Raw genomic sequence first — 14954 nt, forward strand, 5'->3', positions numbered from 1 at the left:
GCTGTCGTCGTGACGGTACGTGTGCGCTTCGCCCCATCCCCGACCGGTATGTTCCACGTCGGCGGTGCCCGCTCGGCACTGCAGAACTGGATCTACGCCAAGCAGCAGGGCGGGGTGTTCGTGCTGCGCATCGAGGACACCGACGCGGCGCGCAACAAGCCCGAGTGGACCGAGGGCATCCTGTCGGCCCTGGACTGGATCGGCATCTCCCGGGACAGCTACGAGGGCCCCTACTTCCAGTCCGCGTACGCCCAGGAGCACCGCGCCGCCGCCGCCCGGCTGTACGAGTCCGGCCGGGCGTACTACTGCGACTGCACCCGGGACGCGGTGCAGGCCCGCACCGGCAACCAGTACACCGGCTACGACGGCTACTGCCGCGACCGGGACCTGGGGCCGGGTGAGGGCCGGGCCCTGCGGTTCCGCACCCCGGACGAGGGCTCGACCGTGGTGGTCGACCTGATCCGGGGCGAGCCGACCTTCGAGAACAAGCTCATCGAGGACTTCGTCATCGCCCGTGGTGACGGCTCACCGGTCTTCCTGCTGGCCAATGTCGTCGACGACATGACCATGGGGATCACCCATGTGATCCGGGCCGAGGAGCACCTGCCCAACACCCCCAAGCAGCAGCTGCTCTGGGATGCCCTCGGGGTCAAGCCGCCGATCTGGGCGCACGTGCCGGTGGTGGTCAACGAGAAGCGGCAGAAGCTGTCCAAGCGCCGCGACAAGGTGGCCCTGGAGGCGTACCGGGACGAGGGCTACCTCGCCGCCGCGATGCGCAACTACCTGATGCTGCTCGGCTGGGCGCCGTCGGGCGACCGGGAGATCGTGCCCTGGTCGGTGATCGAGGAGGAGTTCCGCCTGTCGGAGGTGAACCCCTCACCGGCCTTCTTCGACGAGAAGAAGCTGCGCGCCTTCAACGGCGAGTACATCCGGGCGCTGCCGGTCGAGGAGTTCATCGAGGCCTGCCGGCCCTGGCTGACCGGCACCGGCACGATCGCGCCGCCCCCGTGGCAGCCCGAGGAGTTCGACCCGGCCGTCTTCGCCGCGGTGGCACCCCTGGCCCAGACCCGGATCGCGGTGCTCAGCGAGATCGTGCCGAATGTCGACTTCCTGTTCCTGGCCACCCCGATGGTCGACGAGGCGTCCTGGACGAAGGCCATGAAGGAGGGTTCCGCGGAGCTGCTGGAGGCGAGCATCGCGGCCTTCGAGGCGGTCGACTCCTGGGACGCGGAGACCCTCAAGGCCACCCTGGAGGCGGTCGGCGCGGAACGTGGTCTCAAGCTGGGCAAAGCCCAGGCGCCGGTACGGGTCGCCGTCACCGGCCGCACGGTCGGTCTGCCGCTGTTCGAGTCCCTTGAGGTGCTGGGCTCCGAGCGCACCCTGACCCGGTTGCGGGCCGCCCGGTTGCGCCTGGTCTAGCCGGCACCGGCACCCCGAGGTTGCCGGGACGCGTTATCCTGCCTGCATCACCGGCCACGGCACCGGTAAATCCGCCCACTGCTCCACGGCCGCTACCATGCCGAGTCGAGATCGCAGATAGTTCCAATTAGTGTTCCACCGGCTGCAACCGATCGACGTTCGGCGGAGTCTTTAGGTGGGTACCCGTCCTGCGGGCACGGTCACCGCCGTCAGCTTCCGGCGCGTGACCCCTGCAGCGGAGCCACCCATCGAACGGGGCGAGGAGGCGGCATGGTCCGACGGATGAGGCGACTGGCCGTACTGACGGTGGGTGGGTTGGCGGCGCTCCTGCTGTCCCTCACGGTCGCACAGCCGGCTCCGGCGGCACCGAAGTCGCCACCGGCCGGGGTGGACATCACCGGGGACGGTCTCGCCGAACCGTTGCGACTGCGCGCCGAGCACCATCCCGACCATGTCAAGGCCATCGTCGACCAGGTCAGCGCCCGAGCGCTGGTACGCCAGTCGGGCAGCCCGAAGAAGGCCGCCCTCGGTCCGAAGTACACCGTCGTGGTGCTGGCCGGTGACGTACCCAAACAGACCTACGACCTCTACCCGAAGGCGGTGGGCGGGCCCCGGGTCTTCCGACCGGCCAAGCAGCCGGACTCCCGCAAGACCACCGCGGCCTGGTTCCTCGGACGGGTCAGCATGTCCGAGACCCTGCGCACCGCCGGGGTGCCGCTGGAGCGCACGTACGAGTCGGTCAGCGGGGGCATCGGCGGGGGTGAACGGATCATCCCGGAGGAGGCCCTGAACCCGGCGCAGGACCTCAACGAGGCCTTCGGCGATCTGCGCCGCCTCCTGCTGCTCAACGTCGCCGTGGTGCTCGTGATCACCCTGGGGCTGGCCGGCATCGCCCTGCTGGTCCGCCGCCGCACCCGCTGACCGCCAACCCAGCCTCATCGGCCTGACCGTCCAGGTGATCAGCACCAGCGTCGGGGCGGACGTTCCCGTCGGGTGGTACGGCGGGCCGGGCGTACCGGAGCGTGCCGGTGGGCACCGGCCCAGCCCGGCCGCTCGCTGAGGCACCCGGGGGCGGTCGACTCGACCGGCTCGACCGGCGGTTCGGCGGCCCGTTGCCGGGGCACCACCGGCTCGGCCGGGCCGGGTCGTACGGCACCCGGCTCCTCGTCACCGCGCTCCGGGGTCCAGCCGGCGTGCGCCTCGGCCGCCGGGGTGAGGCCGGTCGGTCGGCGGTGATGGTGATGCTTGCCGGTCATCGGCTGTTCGTGAGTGCCCGGTCGACTCGGCTCCTCCTGAGCGCAGCCGTGTTCGGCGTCCCCCTGCGCCATCGGCTTCTCCTCACCTCTCGCCCGCACGCCGGTGCCCACCCGACGTGTCCTGACACCGTACTGGCCGGTACCGACCGCCCACGCACCGCGTACCGGGTGAACCGGCCGGGCCGCCTGCCGACGGCTGCCGTGAAGGGCCAGTTCAGGACATGTCAGGCTAGGCGGGTGAGCGAATCGGGCGGGATGGAGCTGTCGGCCACACTGCGCCGGATCGAGCGGGCGGCCGGCTCCCTGGCCACCGCCAGCGTGGCCCGGATGGATGAGACCCTGCCCTGGTTCCGGGCGTTGCCGGCCGACCAACGCTCCTGGGTGATGTTGGTGGCCCAGGCCGGCGTCCGCTCCCTGGTGCAGTGGCTCTGCTCGGGCGGCGGCGCCGGGGAGGGCAGCCAGGAGGTCTCCGACGAGGTGTTCGCCACCGCCCCGCAGGCGCTGGCCCGCTCGATCACCCTTCAGCAGACCGTCGCCCTGATCAAGGTCACCATCGACGTGGTCGAGGAGCAGGTAAGCGATCTCGCCGCCCCGGGTGAGGAGCCGCAGCTGCGGGAGGCGGTGCTGCGCTTCTCCCGGGAGATCGCCTTCGCCGCCGCCCGGGTGTACGCGCGGGCGGCGGAATCCCGCGGCTCCTGGGACGCCCGGTTGCAGGCCCTGCTGGTGGATGCCCTGTTGCGTGGTGACTCCCCGGACGTACTGGCCAGTCGTGCCGCGGCCCTCGGCTGGACGGACGCGCCACCGGTGGCGGTGGCGGTCGGCACCTCACCCGGCGGAGAGGTGGCCGCCGTGCTGCACACCGTCTACCGCCAGGCGCGGCGCATCGGGGTGGAGGTGATCGGCGGGGTGCACGGCGACCGGCTGGTGATCGTGCTCGGCGGCGCGGCCGAACCGGTGGCGGCCACCGCCAAGCTGCTGACCGCCTTCGGTCCGGGGCCGGTGGTGGTGGGTCCGGCGGTGCCGAGCCTGGACGAGGCCACCGAGTCCGCGCGGGCGGCCCTGGCCGGTTACCGCGCGGCCCCGGCCTGGCCGACCGCCCCCCGCCCGGTGCACGCCGGTGACCTGCTGCCGGAGCGGGCTCTGGCCGGTGACGCGGAGGCCCGTCGGCGGCTGCGTCACGACGTGTACGCGACCCTGGTGCGGGCCGGCGGTGAGCTGCTGGAAACCCTGGACGCCTTCTTCGCGGCGGGCGGCACCTTGGAGAGCGCCGCCCGGGCGCTGTACGTGCATCCGAACACGGTGCGCTACCGGCTGCGGCGGATCTCCGATGTCACCGGGTTCAGCCCGCTGATCTCCCGGGACGCCTTCGCCCTGCGGGTGGCGCTGACGGTGGGTCGGCTGGACCCGGTGGTACCTACCCAGACAATGCCCCCGGCCGCCGGTAAAAGATCACAGGCTAGCGACGACAACCACCAGCCTTTGTAGGATTCCTCCAAAGGTCCTAGTGCGGTTTGGTGTCAGTCGACACAGCGTAACGAGTGGCGATCCGGGAGAGTCATACACGTGCTAGCCGTACTCTGCCCCGGCCAGGGTTCTCAGAAACCCGGCTTCCTCACCCCCTGGATCGACCTGCCCGGCGCCGAGGCCCGGCTGCGGGAGTGGTCGACACTGGCCGGGGTGGATCTGGTTCGGCTGGGCACCGAGGCCGATGCCGACGAGATCCTCGACACCGCCCGCACCCAGCCGCTGCTGGTGGCCGCCGCGCTGCTGGCCGCCGAGCACCTGCCGCTGTCGGAGGTGGCCCTGACCGCCGGGCACAGCGTCGGGGAACTCGCCGCCGCCGCGTTGGCCGGCACCCTGCCGACCCAGGCGGCGATCACCCTGGCGGGGGTACGCGGCCGGGAGATGGCCGCGGCCTGCGCGCTGGAGCCGACCGGGATGGCCGCCGTGGTCGGTGGCGACCCGGACGAGGTGATCGCCGCGATCGACGGACACGGCCTGTACCCCGCCAACCGCAACGGCGCCGGCCAGATCGTGGCCGCCGGTTCGGTCGCCGGATTGGACAAGCTGGCCGCCGAGCCGCCGGCCCGGGCCCGGATCATCCGGCTCAAGGTGGCCGGCGCCTTCCACACCCCGTTCATGGCACCGGCGGAGGCCGCACTGACCTCGGTGGCGGAGGAGATCACCCCGAACGACCCGACCCGGATCCTGTTGTCCAACCTCGACGGCGGTCCGGTCCGCGACGGCCGCGAGGTCCTGCAACGGCTGGTCCGTCAGGTCACCGCCCCGGTGCGCTGGGACCTGTGCATGGCCACCCTCGCCGACCTCGGGGTGACCGCGGTGATCGAGCTGCCCCCCGCCGGCACCCTCGCCGGCATGGTGAAGCGGGAACTCAAGGGCACCGGCGTCCCGGAGATCGTCACCCTGAACACCCCGGACGACCTGCCCGCCGCCCGGGACCTGATCGCCCGGCACGGCACGACCGCCAGCCAGAACGGGTCTCGCGACGAGACCGACCACAGGGAGGTCTCGGCATGAGCGGCAGCAGGATCATCTCACTGGGCCACTACCAGCCGTCCCAGGTGGTGACCAACCACGACATCGCCCAACTGGTGGAGACCAACGACGAGTGGATCCGCGACCGGGTCGGCATCGTCAGTCGGCGCATCGCCGGTGACGAGACGGTCGCCGACATGGCCGCCGCCGCCGCCGGCAAGGCCCTGGCGAACTCCGGCCTGACCGCCGCCGACATCGATCTGGTCGTGGTCGCCACCTGCACCTCGGTCGACCGCAGCCCGAACGTGGCCTGCCGGGTCGCCGCCAAGCTGGGCATCCAGGCCCCAGGGGCCTTCGACGTCAACACCGCCTGCTCCGGTTTCGCGTACGCCCTCGGCACGGTCGATCATGCGATCCGGGCCGGTGCCAGCCGCAACGCCATCGTGATCGGCGCCGAGAAGCTCTCCGAGTTCACCGACTGGACGGACCGTTCCACCTGCATCATCTTCGGTGACGGTGCGGGCGCCGCCGTGGTCACCGCCACCGCGGAGGGCGAGGCACCGGGAGTGGGCCCGGTGGTCTGGGGTTCGGTGCCCGAGCGCGGTGAGGCGGTACGCATCGAGGGCTGGCGCCCGTACGTCGCCCAGGAGGGCCAGATGGTGTTCCGCTGGGCCACCACGGCGTTGGCTCCGCTGGCCCTACAGGCCTGCGAGCGGGCCGGGGTCGACCCCTCGGAGCTGGCCGCTTTCGTGCCCCACCAGGCCAACACCCGGATCATCGACGGCATCGCCAAGCGGTTGAACATCCCGCAGGCGATCATCGCCAAGGATCTCGTCGAGTCCGGCAACACCTCGGCGGCCAGCATCCCGCTGGCCCTGTCCAAGCTGGTCGAGCGCCGTGAGGTGCCCTCCGGCGCGCCGGTGCTGTTGTTCGGCTTCGGCGGCGGTCTGACCTACGCCGGTCAGGTCGTCCGCTGCCCCTGATACCACCTCGGCGCGTCGTCGCCGAGGAGCTAGGCGGCGTCGCCGCCGACAGAACCCGATGAGAGGAACCCACCGCAATGACCCGTGACGAGATCACCGCCGGCCTCGCCGAGATCCTCGAAGAGGTTGCCGGGGTGAGCCCGGACGACGTGGCCGAGGGGAAGTCCTTCACTGACGACCTCGACGTCGACTCGCTCTCCATGGTGGAGGTCGTGGTCGCCGCCGAGGAGAAGTTCGGCGTCAAGATTCCGGACAACGAGGTGCAGAACCTCAAGACGGTCGGGGACGCCGTCAGCTACATCGAGGCGCAGTCCTGATCATGAGTCGTTCCGACGTCGTCGTCACCGGGCTAGGCGCGACCACCCCGCTGGGCGGGGACGTCGCGTCGACCTGGGACGCCATGCTCAACGGCCACTCCGGGGTGAGTGCCCTCACCCAGGAGTGGGCCGAGCAGTTGCCGGTCCGGATCGCCGCCCAACTGGCGGTCGATCCGGCCACCGTGCTGGACCGGGTGAAACTGCGTCGGCTGGACCGTTCCGAGGCGATCGCCCTGATCGCCGCCCATCAGGCCTGGGCCGACGCCGGCCTGGCCGACGCCGCGCCCGACCCGGAACGGGTGGGGGTCAGCATCGGCTCCGGCATCGGTGGGGCGGTCACCCTGCTGGCCCAGGACGACATCCTGGAGGCCTCCGGCCCGCGCAAGGTCTCCCCGCACACCGTGCCCATGCTGATGCCCAACGGCCCGGCCGCCTGGGTGGGGCTGGAGCTCGGGGCCCAGGCGGGGGTGCACTCGGTGGCCAGTGCCTGTGCCACCGGCGCGGAGGCGATCGCGCTGGGTCTGGACATGATCCGGGCCGGCCGCGCCGACGTGGTGGTGGCCGGTGGCACCGAGGCGGTGATCCACCCCCTGCCGATCGCCGGTTTCGCCTCGATGCGGGCCATGTCCACCCGCAACGACGAGCCGCAGCGGGCCTCCCGGCCGTGGGACAAGGGTCGGGACGGGTTCGTCCTCGGTGAGGGCGCCGGCATCGTGGTGCTGGAACGCGCCGAACATGCCGCCGCCCGGGGTGCCCGGGTGTACGCCCGGCTGGCCGGTTCCGGCATCACCTCGGACGGTTACGACATCGTGCAGCCGCACCCCGAGGGTGCCGGAGCGATCCGGGCCATCGAGAAGGCGATCATCGACGCGGACGTCGCCAAGTCGGACATCAGGCACGTCAACGCGCACGCCACCTCGACCCCGGTGGGCGACCTGGCCGAGATCAAGGCACTGCACCAGGCGCTGGGCGACCACCCGGTGCTGACCGCGACCAAGTCCATGTCCGGGCACCTGCTCGGTGCCGCCGGCGCCCTGGAGTCGATCGCCACGGTCCTGGCGATCCGGGACGGCCTGGTGCCCCCGACGATCAACCTGGACGACCCGGACGACGGTCTGGACCTCGACGTGGTCACCAACAAGGCCCGCGAGATGTCGATCGAAGCGGCGCTGAACAACTCGTTCGGCTTCGGCGGTCACAACGTGGCGCTGATCTTCACCCGCGTCTGACCCTCCGACCGTCACCCCTGCCGTCGCTGTCATGGCGACGGCAGGGGTTTCGTGTTGGCCCACCCCGGCGGTCGCAGGCGCTGGCGGATTTGACGGCGATCGGCGCTTTCGCTTTGCTGAGCGCTTCGATAGATCAACAGCGAGGAGTGGGCATCGTGGGACGATCCCGGTTCGCGTTGGCGGCGTTGGCCATCGGGCTGCTCGCCGGCTGCGGCGGCGAGCAGCCCGACACCGGCGAGCAGCCCGGCGGCGGCGCGACGGGTGCGCCATGGCATGACGAGGTGACCTCAGCCACGGCGAACGGGACGGTCGGCGCCGGTGCGCCCTGTCCGCTGCCGGTGACGTTCGAGCTGGCCGACGGGTGGCGGGCAGAAGAGATCAAGACCGCCGACCCCGACGACGAGGTGGCCGCCGCCGTGGCCGAGGCGTTGACCCGACGCGGCGGCACGACCGCGCGCTGCGAGGTGGACGGCCGCGCTGTCGCGTCGGGCTTCCTGCGGGTGTGGACGGCCGACGACGCGGACGCCCCGGCCCGGCAGACGCTGGAGGCGTTCGTCGCCGCCGAGGGGAAGGCGACCGATCCGCAGTACCGCCAGACCCGCGTCGGCGACCTCGACGTGGTCGAGGCGAGTTGGTTGAGCCATCGGGAGTTGCTCGACGAGGACATCCGGGAGTGGGCGCTGGCGGTCCGGGTCGGCGAGGCGACGGTGCTGCTGGAGGCCAGCAGCACCAGCTTCGGTGACCCGCTCGACCTGCTGCCCGCGTACCGGCTGGCCCGCGGCACGCTGACCGCAACGCCCTGACCGCAGCGCCCGACCTGACGGTGGCGTCAACTGGCGCAGGTGGTGGCGGGCAGTCCGGAGACCTTGACCGGGGATCGCCCCTGGGGTCGGGCCTTGCCGGCGAGCACCTCGGCCAGGGCCTCCATCGCGGCCCGGCTCGACGAGTAGGTGGCCAGCAGGGTCGGTGACTTCGCCTGACCGAGCACGTACGGGGTGTCCATGGCGACCGTGACCGCCGCGTCGGCCCGCAGATCCCCGGCTCGGTCGCCGTACCCGACCAGGTGGACGACGGTGCCGCCGCTGGGCACCACCGGCACTCCGGCCTCCGTCAACGCCTTGGTCAGGGTGGCCCGGGTGTGCGCCCGGCCGTCGGAGGAGGTCACCGTGACCGGTCCGGGTATCGCGGCCTGGTCGCACCGGCCGCGCAGTACGGTCACCGCGGCGGCGGCCAAGGCCCGTGCCGCCGCCCGGTGCTCCGGGGTGGCCAGGGCGGACAGCTCCGGTGCCGGCGCACCGGACAGGGTGAACTTCATGGTCAACACCCGGGTGACGGCCTCGACCAGTCGGGCCCGGGGCAGCGAGCCGTCCCGCAGGGCCGCCAGCAGCCCCTCGTAGGCCTGGCTCACATTCGGTGGCATGAGGATCAGGTCGTTGCCGGCCTTCAGGGCGCGTACCGCGGCCTCCCCCGGCCCCCAGCGGCGCGCCGGGGGCATGTTCATGCCGTCGGTGATCACCACCCCCTGGAAGCCGAGTTCCCCGCGCAGCACCTCGGTGAGCAGCTTGTACGAGAAGGTGGCCGGCACCCCGGGGTCCACGGAGCGGACGTCGAGGTGGGCGGACATCACGGCCAACGCGCCGGCCTCGATGCCGGCGGTGAAGGGGGGCCACGCCTGCGCCGCCAACTTCTTCCGGGACTGGCTCAGGACGGGCAGGTCCCGGTGGGAGTCCTCGGCGCTGTGCCCGTGCCCCGGGAAGTGCTTGACGGTGGCCGCCACCCCGGCCGCCTGTAGTCCGCGTACCGCCCCGCCGACCTGCGCCGCCGCCCGTTGCGGGTCCGCGCCGAAGGACCGGGATCCGATCACCGCGCTGCGGGTGACCAGCACGTCGGCGACCGGCGCGAAGTCGACATTGATCCCCATCGCCGCCAGTTCGGTGCCGGCGGCCCGCCAGGCCGCCTCGGTCAGGGCGGGATCACCGGCGGCCCCGGCGGCCAGGGCGCTGGGCAGCATGGTCACCCCCTCGGTGACCCGGGTGACCACCCCGTACTCCTGGTCGGTGCCGATCAGCAGGGGTGCCGGGGCGGCGGCCAGCCTGCCGGCGGCCTCGCGCAGCCCGGTGGTCAACTCCCGGACCTGCTCGGGATTGTCGACGTTGGTGGTCGGCTGGTTGCCCTGGGTGGGATCGTCCGCGCTGAAGCCGACCAGGATCAGCCCGCCCAGCCGGTACTTCTCGATCATCTCGGCCGGGGTGTCCACCCCGGCCAGAGCCCGGTTGCCGGCCGCCGATCCGGCCGACACCTTGGTGGCCCGATCGCCGTACGCGTAGGGCATGAGCACCTGACCGACCAGGTCCTCGTCGGTGAGTTCGGCTACCAGGGCGGCGGCCCGGCCCGCCGGGTCCCCCGGGGCCGGGCTCGCCGACGGCGCCGGCCCGCTCGACGCGGACGAGGGCGCCGGTTCGGTCGAGTCGGTGGGGGCGGCCGTGCCGGGGCCCTGCCCGGGGTTCGAGCAGCCGGCGGCGAACAGCATGGTCACCGCGAGGAGCACGGCGACGACACGCCGAGGGGTAGTCGACACGCGGCCCATCCCACCAGGTGACCGGGGACCGGGCAACTCGGCCTGGCCAGGACCGACCGCCGGCGGACTCCAGCACCGTCGGCGGTCGGGGCCAGGCTCAGCCGACCCGGGTGAGCAGGGTCACCGGGGCACCGTCTCCCGCGTAGCGATACGGCTCCAGTTCGGCGTCCCAGGCGGTGCCGAGCGCTCGGTCCAGGGCGTGCGCCAGGGCCTCGGGTCCCCGGGCGGAGGCCATGATGCTGCGCAGCCGGTCCTCGCCGAGTTGAATGTCACCGGCCGCGCCCACGGTGGCCCGGAACAGGCCCCGACCGGGGACGTGCATGAAGCGTTCACCGTCGGCACCCGGACTGGGTTCCTCGGTGACCTCGAAACGGATCATGGGCCACTGCCGGAGGGCAGCAGCCAGCTCGGCGCCCGTTCCGGGGCGACCGGACCAGCCGCATTCGGCTCGGCGGGCGCCGGGGTCGACGGGCTGGGCCGTCCATTGCAGGTTGACCGGCGCGGCAAGGACGCGCGCGATCGCCCACTCGACGTGTGAGCACACGGCGAGCGGGGTCGAATGGACGTATACGACGCCACGCGTTGGCACGGTGACCTCCCGGAGAGCGAGGTGCGTCTTCCCCTACGACCTCGCCCGAATCCGGGTGCTTGTTGCACACATGATGACTGGTGTGACGGATGGTGCGCCAGGGAATCGGCAAATCCGCCGGTCGGAATACTCGAACCGGGGCCAGTCGTTCCATCTCGTGAAGCCGCGATGACCAGCCGGGATCGCGGGTCGTGTACAGTTCCATCGGCGGCCTGTGCCGCGTAAGCCTCTCGTGGGTCACCCATCGGTGCCCCCCGCAACAGCCCCCGGACGTTCCGTCCTCCGTACGTCTTGCAAGGAGTACCTCCGTGGCGAGCAACACCTCTAAGACCGCGCGCGCGTCAGTCCGGGCCGGCCAGGCTGGCCAGGGTGGCGCCCTCAGCGTGCTGGGCGAGTTCAAGTACCTGATCCCGCTCAACGGCGGCAAGCACGCCTACGTGCGGAACCTGACCAACGGCAAGACCGTGCACCTGCGCACCGACTCCGAGGCCTTCGTCGAGGAGATCCGGGTGCTGGCCGCCGCCGGGCACGCCGCCAAGATCCGGGCGGAGATCAACAGCCTCAACGCCACCCACCCGGGTGACGGCTGGGACGCCGCCGAGAAGCGCCTGGTCGAGGCCGGTGTCTTCGAGGGCTGAGCCCTCTCCCGTACCACCACGAAACGCCCGTCCGGTCCGCCGGCGGGCGTTTCGTCGTCTCCGGGGTCCAGGTCGCCGAGCCCTCGACCGATCGGAACCTTCTCAGCATCGTGGTTGGCGTGGTGTCATGGCGGGTAGCCGGTGTTACCACCGGGTATCCCCGGTGTCACGCAGCCACGCGGCGCCTTGGGGGAGGTGGCGATGCCAGAACGGGTCGAGGTACGAACTACCGACGACGTACGCCTGCACGTGGAAGTCAGCGGACCGGCGGAGGCCGAGGTCACCGTGGTGCTGGTGCACGGCTGGACCCTGGACGGGCGGAGCTGGCACCGACAGGTGGCGGCCCTGCGGGAGACGTACCCCTCGGTGCGGGTGGTCACCTATGACGCCCGCGGGCACGGCAGGTCCAGTTGCATGGCCCTGCCCACGGCCACCCTGGCCCAGCTCGGCGACGACCTGGCGGCGGTGCTGGACACGGTGGCACCCACCGGTCCGGTGATGCTCGTCGGCCACTCGATGGGCGGCATGACGATCATGGAGTACGCCCACCGGCATCCCGAGCACTTCGCGGGACAGATCGCCGGTCTGGTCTTCGTCTCCACCACCGCCGAGGGGCACACCCACACCGTCTACGGCCTGTCGCCCCGGATCACCCGGATCATCCGGTTGGCGGAGACCGCCGGGGCGGGGGTGTTGGCCCGCTGCGGCTCCTGGCGTCCGCCCCGCCCACTGCTGCGTGCCCTGCAGCCCAGCATCCGCTGGATGCTCTTCGGGGAGCGCTGTGATCCGTCGGACATCCGCCTGGTCACCTCGGCGGTGGCCCGTGCCTCGCTGCGCTCGATCGGCGGGTTCCGGGCCTCGATCGGTGACCAGCACCGGCTGGAGACCCTGGCCGCGTTGACGCACCTGCCGGCCGCCGCCCTGGTCGGGGACAAGGACCGGCTGACCCCACCGCCCTGCGCGGAGTCGATCGCCGAGGCCCTGTCGGCCACCGAACTGGTGGTGTGCCCGGGAGCCGGCCACATGCTGATGATGGAACGCCCCAAGGAGGTGAACGACGCCCTGTCCGGCGTACTGCGTCGGGTCCTGGACGCCAGTTCCGTCCCGGATTGTTGACAAAGGTCCCCTGCCCGAGAAGGTGCCTTCCCTGCCCGTCGAGGGTGGGGCGTAATCTCGTGCGGTTGGCCGGGCGGCGGGACGAGGAGCACGAGCGGTGGATCAGAGCACCCTGGATCAGGAGATCGCCGTCGAGCAACGGCATCTCGACCGGGTGTACGCACGACTGGCCGAGCTGCGACGCGCGGCCGTCATCGCGGAGCGGGACGGCTACCGGCTGGCCCGGGTCGGCAACTTCGGTGCCCTGGTGGAACGCGACGCGATGGTCTTCCACGCCGCGCAGCGACGTCACCTGCTCGACGCGGAGTACGAGGGGCTGGTCTTCGGTCGGCTGGACCTGCGGGACGGGCAGGTGCTCTACGTCGGGCGGCTCGGCATCCGCGACGAGGACGCCAGCACCCTGGTGGTCGACTGGCGCGCCCCGGCCGCCGCCGCCTTCTACCAGGCGACACCGGCCGAACCCCTCGGGGTGGTGCGGCGTCGGACCATCCAATCCAGCGGGGAACGGGTCACCCGGATCGAGGACGATCTGCTCGACCCGGACGCCGCCCCGGCGGAGATGCCGGTGGTGGGCGACGGGGCCCTGCTGGCCACCCTGTCCCGTACCACCGGTCGAGGGATGCGCGACATCGTCGCGACCATCCAACGGGAGCAGGACGAGGCGATCCGCTCCCCCGCTTCCGGGATCACCCTGGTCTCCGGTGGCCCGGGTACCGGCAAGACCGCGGTGGCCCTGCACCGTGCCGCGTACCTGCTCTACGCCGACCGCAGCCGGTACGCCGGGGGCGGCATCCTGGTCCTCGGCCCCTCCTCGGTCTTCGTCTCCTACATCGCCTCGGTGCTGCCGTCGTTGGGCGAGGACGCGGCCACCCTGCACTCCCTGGGCAGTCTCTTCCCCGGGGTGACCGCCACCCGCACCGACCCGCCCCGGGTGGCCACGATCAAGGGATCGTTGCGGATGCGGCGGGTCCTGGAACGGGCCGTCCGGGACCCCGCTCCGGGCACCCCCACCCAGTTGCGACTGCTGTACCGGGGACAGTTGCTGCAACTGGACCGGGCGGAGCTGAACGCGATCTGGAACCGGGCGTTGCCGCGCGGCGCCCGACGCAACGAGGTCCGCCGGGCCGGCTTCGACGGGGTACTGGCCGCGCTCTGGGCGCAGGCCCGTCGACTGGGCATCGGCGGGCTGCCCGAGCAGCGCGCCTTCGAGGACGAACTGATCGACCGCGCCGACTTCCGGGAGTTCCTCAAGGCCTGGTGGCCCCGGCTGCATCCCCGGCACGTACTCGGCTGGCTGGCCGACCACGAGCGGCTGCGTCGGTACGCCGGGGGCATCCTGTCCGGCACCGAGATCCGGCTGCTGGCCGAGGCGTACCAGGGGCTGGCCACCGAGGGTCCGACGGTCGCCGACGCCGCCCTGCTGGACGAGCTCGACACCCTGCTCGGTAAGCCGATGCGCCCGGCCCGGGCCAAGCGGGACCCCTTCCAGTTGGCCGGCGGGGTCCGGGAGTTGAGCACCCTCGCCGATCGGCAGCGAGCCGCCCGGCAGGCCGCCCGCGAGCGCCCGGAGGACTACCGGGACTACGCCCATGTGGTGGTCGACGAGGCGCAGGACGTCTCGCCGATGCAGTGGCGGATGATCGGCCGGCGGGGTCGGCTGGCCTCCTGGACGGTGGTGGGCGATCCGGCGCAGACCGCGTGGACGGGAGATCCCCAGGAGTTGACCCGCGCCCGGGACAAGGCCCTGGGACGGCGCCCGCGCCACCTGTTCACCCTGACCACGAACTACCGCAACTCGGCGGAGATCTTCGCGGTGGCGGCCGAGGAGATCCGCCGGGTGTACCCGGACCTTCCGCTGCCCACGGCGGTCCGCTCCACCGGGGTGGAGCCGATTCGACTGCTGGTTCCGGCGGCCGAGCTGGCCAGCCGGGTGGTCTCGGCCGCGCGCACCCTGCTGGACGAGGTCGAGGGCACCGTCGGGGTGATCACTCCGGTGCCCCGGCGGGAGGAGGTGGCGGGCTGGCTCGGCGGCCTGGGCGGCGATCGTCTCCAGGTGGTGACGAGCCTGGAGGCCAAGGGCATGGAGTACGACGGGGTGGTGCTGGTCGCCCCGAGCGAGGTCCGGGCGGTGCCGGACTCCGGGGTCCGTACGCTCTACGTCGCGCTGTCCCGAGCCACCCAACGGCTGACCACCGTCGACATCGGTTGAACCTGCCCGGACACGCTCGGTACGGATACCGCGGTGACTGGTGTCACCAAAACGGCGTACTCAACACTTATGTCTGATTCTATGGTGAGCAGACGAACACCACGAGTCACACCGGCTGCACGGG

At 72.0% G+C, this 14954-nt stretch carries 13 protein-coding genes and 1 pseudogene; 11 read left to right on the forward strand and 3 right to left on the reverse strand.

Annotation, left to right across the window (positions count from 1 at the left end; all coding sequences use genetic code 11):
• Positions 1 to 9: 9 nt before the first annotated feature.
• Positions 10 to 1419, forward strand: a complete 1410-nt coding sequence (gltX, locus tag ACLQ2T_RS20330) for a glutamate--tRNA ligase (RefSeq protein ID WP_425767929.1) — start codon at positions 10 to 12, stop codon at positions 1417 to 1419.
• 270 nt (positions 1420 to 1689) lie between these two features.
• On the forward strand, positions 1690 to 2340 hold the full coding sequence (locus ACLQ2T_RS20335) for a hypothetical protein (protein ID WP_425767930.1): 651 nt from the start codon (positions 1690 to 1692) through the stop codon (positions 2338 to 2340).
• A gap of 38 nt (positions 2341 to 2378) precedes the next feature.
• Here the strand turns inward: ACLQ2T_RS20335 and ACLQ2T_RS20340 are convergent, their stop codons facing one another.
• The gene (locus ACLQ2T_RS20340; protein WP_425767931.1) at positions 2379 to 2747 is read right to left on the reverse strand and encodes a hypothetical protein; all 369 of its coding nucleotides are present in this window, start codon (positions 2745 to 2747) and stop codon (positions 2379 to 2381) included.
• A 183-nt stretch (positions 2748 to 2930) separates the two neighbouring features.
• On the opposite strand from ACLQ2T_RS20340, the gene ACLQ2T_RS20345 reads away from it, so the two are divergent.
• The 6 genes and pseudogenes from ACLQ2T_RS20345 (at position 2931) to ACLQ2T_RS20370 (ending at position 8503) form a co-directional block, all read left to right on the forward strand.
• Complete coding sequence (locus tag ACLQ2T_RS20345) at positions 2931 to 4160, forward strand: PucR family transcriptional regulator (protein ID WP_425767996.1); 1230 nt, start codon at positions 2931 to 2933, stop codon at positions 4158 to 4160.
• 78 nt (positions 4161 to 4238) lie between these two features.
• Positions 4239 to 5162, forward strand: a pseudogene (locus ACLQ2T_RS20350) (ACP S-malonyltransferase); the annotation flags it as partial.
• Positions 5163 to 5209: 47 nt separating this feature from the next.
• Complete coding sequence (locus tag ACLQ2T_RS20355; protein ID WP_425767932.1) at positions 5210 to 6154, forward strand: beta-ketoacyl-ACP synthase III; 945 nt, start codon at positions 5210 to 5212, stop codon at positions 6152 to 6154.
• Positions 6155 to 6231: 77 nt separating this feature from the next.
• Entirely contained in the window at positions 6232 to 6471 is a 240-nt protein-coding gene (locus tag ACLQ2T_RS20360) for an acyl carrier protein (RefSeq protein WP_013735281.1), read from the forward strand.
• A 2-nt stretch (positions 6472 to 6473) separates the two neighbouring features.
• A complete protein-coding gene (gene fabF / locus ACLQ2T_RS20365) occupies positions 6474 to 7700 on the forward strand; it encodes a beta-ketoacyl-ACP synthase II (protein ID WP_425767933.1) in 1227 nt (408 codons plus the stop codon).
• Between the two features lie 155 nt (positions 7701 to 7855).
• Positions 7856 to 8503, forward strand: a complete 648-nt coding sequence (locus ACLQ2T_RS20370) for a lipoprotein (protein ID WP_425767934.1) — start codon at positions 7856 to 7858, stop codon at positions 8501 to 8503.
• Positions 8504 to 8529: 26 nt separating this feature from the next.
• On the opposite strand, the gene ACLQ2T_RS20375 is transcribed toward ACLQ2T_RS20370, so the two are convergent.
• The gene (locus tag ACLQ2T_RS20375) at positions 8530 to 10287 is read right to left on the reverse strand and encodes a glycoside hydrolase family 3 protein (protein WP_425767935.1); all 1758 of its coding nucleotides are present in this window, start codon (positions 10285 to 10287) and stop codon (positions 8530 to 8532) included.
• 88 nt (positions 10288 to 10375) lie between these two features.
• Positions 10376 to 10867 carry a DUF3145 domain-containing protein gene (locus ACLQ2T_RS20380; RefSeq protein ID WP_327024631.1) on the reverse strand — a complete coding sequence of 164 codons (492 nt, stop codon included), beginning with the start codon at positions 10865 to 10867 and terminating at the stop codon, positions 10376 to 10378.
• Positions 10868 to 11175: 308 nt separating this feature from the next.
• Here ACLQ2T_RS20380 and ACLQ2T_RS20385 point away from each other — a divergent pair, with 308 nt between their 5' ends.
• From ACLQ2T_RS20385 to ACLQ2T_RS20395, 3 genes are all read left to right on the forward strand, one after another.
• Positions 11176 to 11505: a hypothetical protein gene (locus tag ACLQ2T_RS20385; protein ID WP_425767936.1), complete on the forward strand. Its 330-nt coding sequence runs from the start codon at positions 11176 to 11178 to the stop codon at positions 11503 to 11505.
• Between the two features lie 201 nt (positions 11506 to 11706).
• Positions 11707 to 12621, forward strand: a complete 915-nt coding sequence (locus ACLQ2T_RS20390) for an alpha/beta fold hydrolase (protein ID WP_425767937.1) — start codon at positions 11707 to 11709, stop codon at positions 12619 to 12621.
• 97 nt (positions 12622 to 12718) lie between these two features.
• Positions 12719 to 14830, forward strand: coding sequence for a HelD family protein (locus ACLQ2T_RS20395; RefSeq protein ID WP_425767938.1), 2112 nt, complete (start codon positions 12719 to 12721; stop codon positions 14828 to 14830).
• The last annotated feature ends 124 nt before the right edge of the window (positions 14831 to 14954 follow it).

It is taken from the genome of Micromonospora sp. DT229, from assembly GCF_049844505.1.
In the GTDB taxonomy this organism is placed as follows: domain Bacteria; phylum Actinomycetota; class Actinomycetes; order Mycobacteriales; family Micromonosporaceae; genus Micromonospora.

What these genes read in the sequence shown, in the direction of transcription:
- ACLQ2T_RS20335 (WP_425767930.1), top strand. Translation starts at nt 1,690, where the DNA reads ATGGTCCGACGGATGAGGCGACTGGCCGTACTGACGGTGGGTGGGTTG.
- ACLQ2T_RS20340 (WP_425767931.1), bottom strand. Translation starts at nt 2,747, where the DNA reads ATGGCGCAGGGGGACGCCGAACACGGCTGCGCTCAGGAGGAGCCGAGT.
- ACLQ2T_RS20345 (WP_425767996.1), top strand. Translation starts at nt 2,931, where the DNA reads ATGGAGCTGTCGGCCACACTGCGCCGGATCGAGCGGGCGGCCGGCTCC.
- ACLQ2T_RS20355 (WP_425767932.1), top strand. Translation starts at nt 5,210, where the DNA reads ATGAGCGGCAGCAGGATCATCTCACTGGGCCACTACCAGCCGTCCCAG.
- ACLQ2T_RS20360 (WP_013735281.1), top strand. Translation starts at nt 6,232, where the DNA reads ATGACCCGTGACGAGATCACCGCCGGCCTCGCCGAGATCCTCGAAGAG.
- fabF (WP_425767933.1), top strand. Translation starts at nt 6,474, where the DNA reads ATGAGTCGTTCCGACGTCGTCGTCACCGGGCTAGGCGCGACCACCCCG.
- ACLQ2T_RS20375 (WP_425767935.1), bottom strand. Translation starts at nt 10,287, where the DNA reads ATGGGCCGCGTGTCGACTACCCCTCGGCGTGTCGTCGCCGTGCTCCTC.
- ACLQ2T_RS20390 (WP_425767937.1), top strand. Translation starts at nt 11,707, where the DNA reads ATGCCAGAACGGGTCGAGGTACGAACTACCGACGACGTACGCCTGCAC.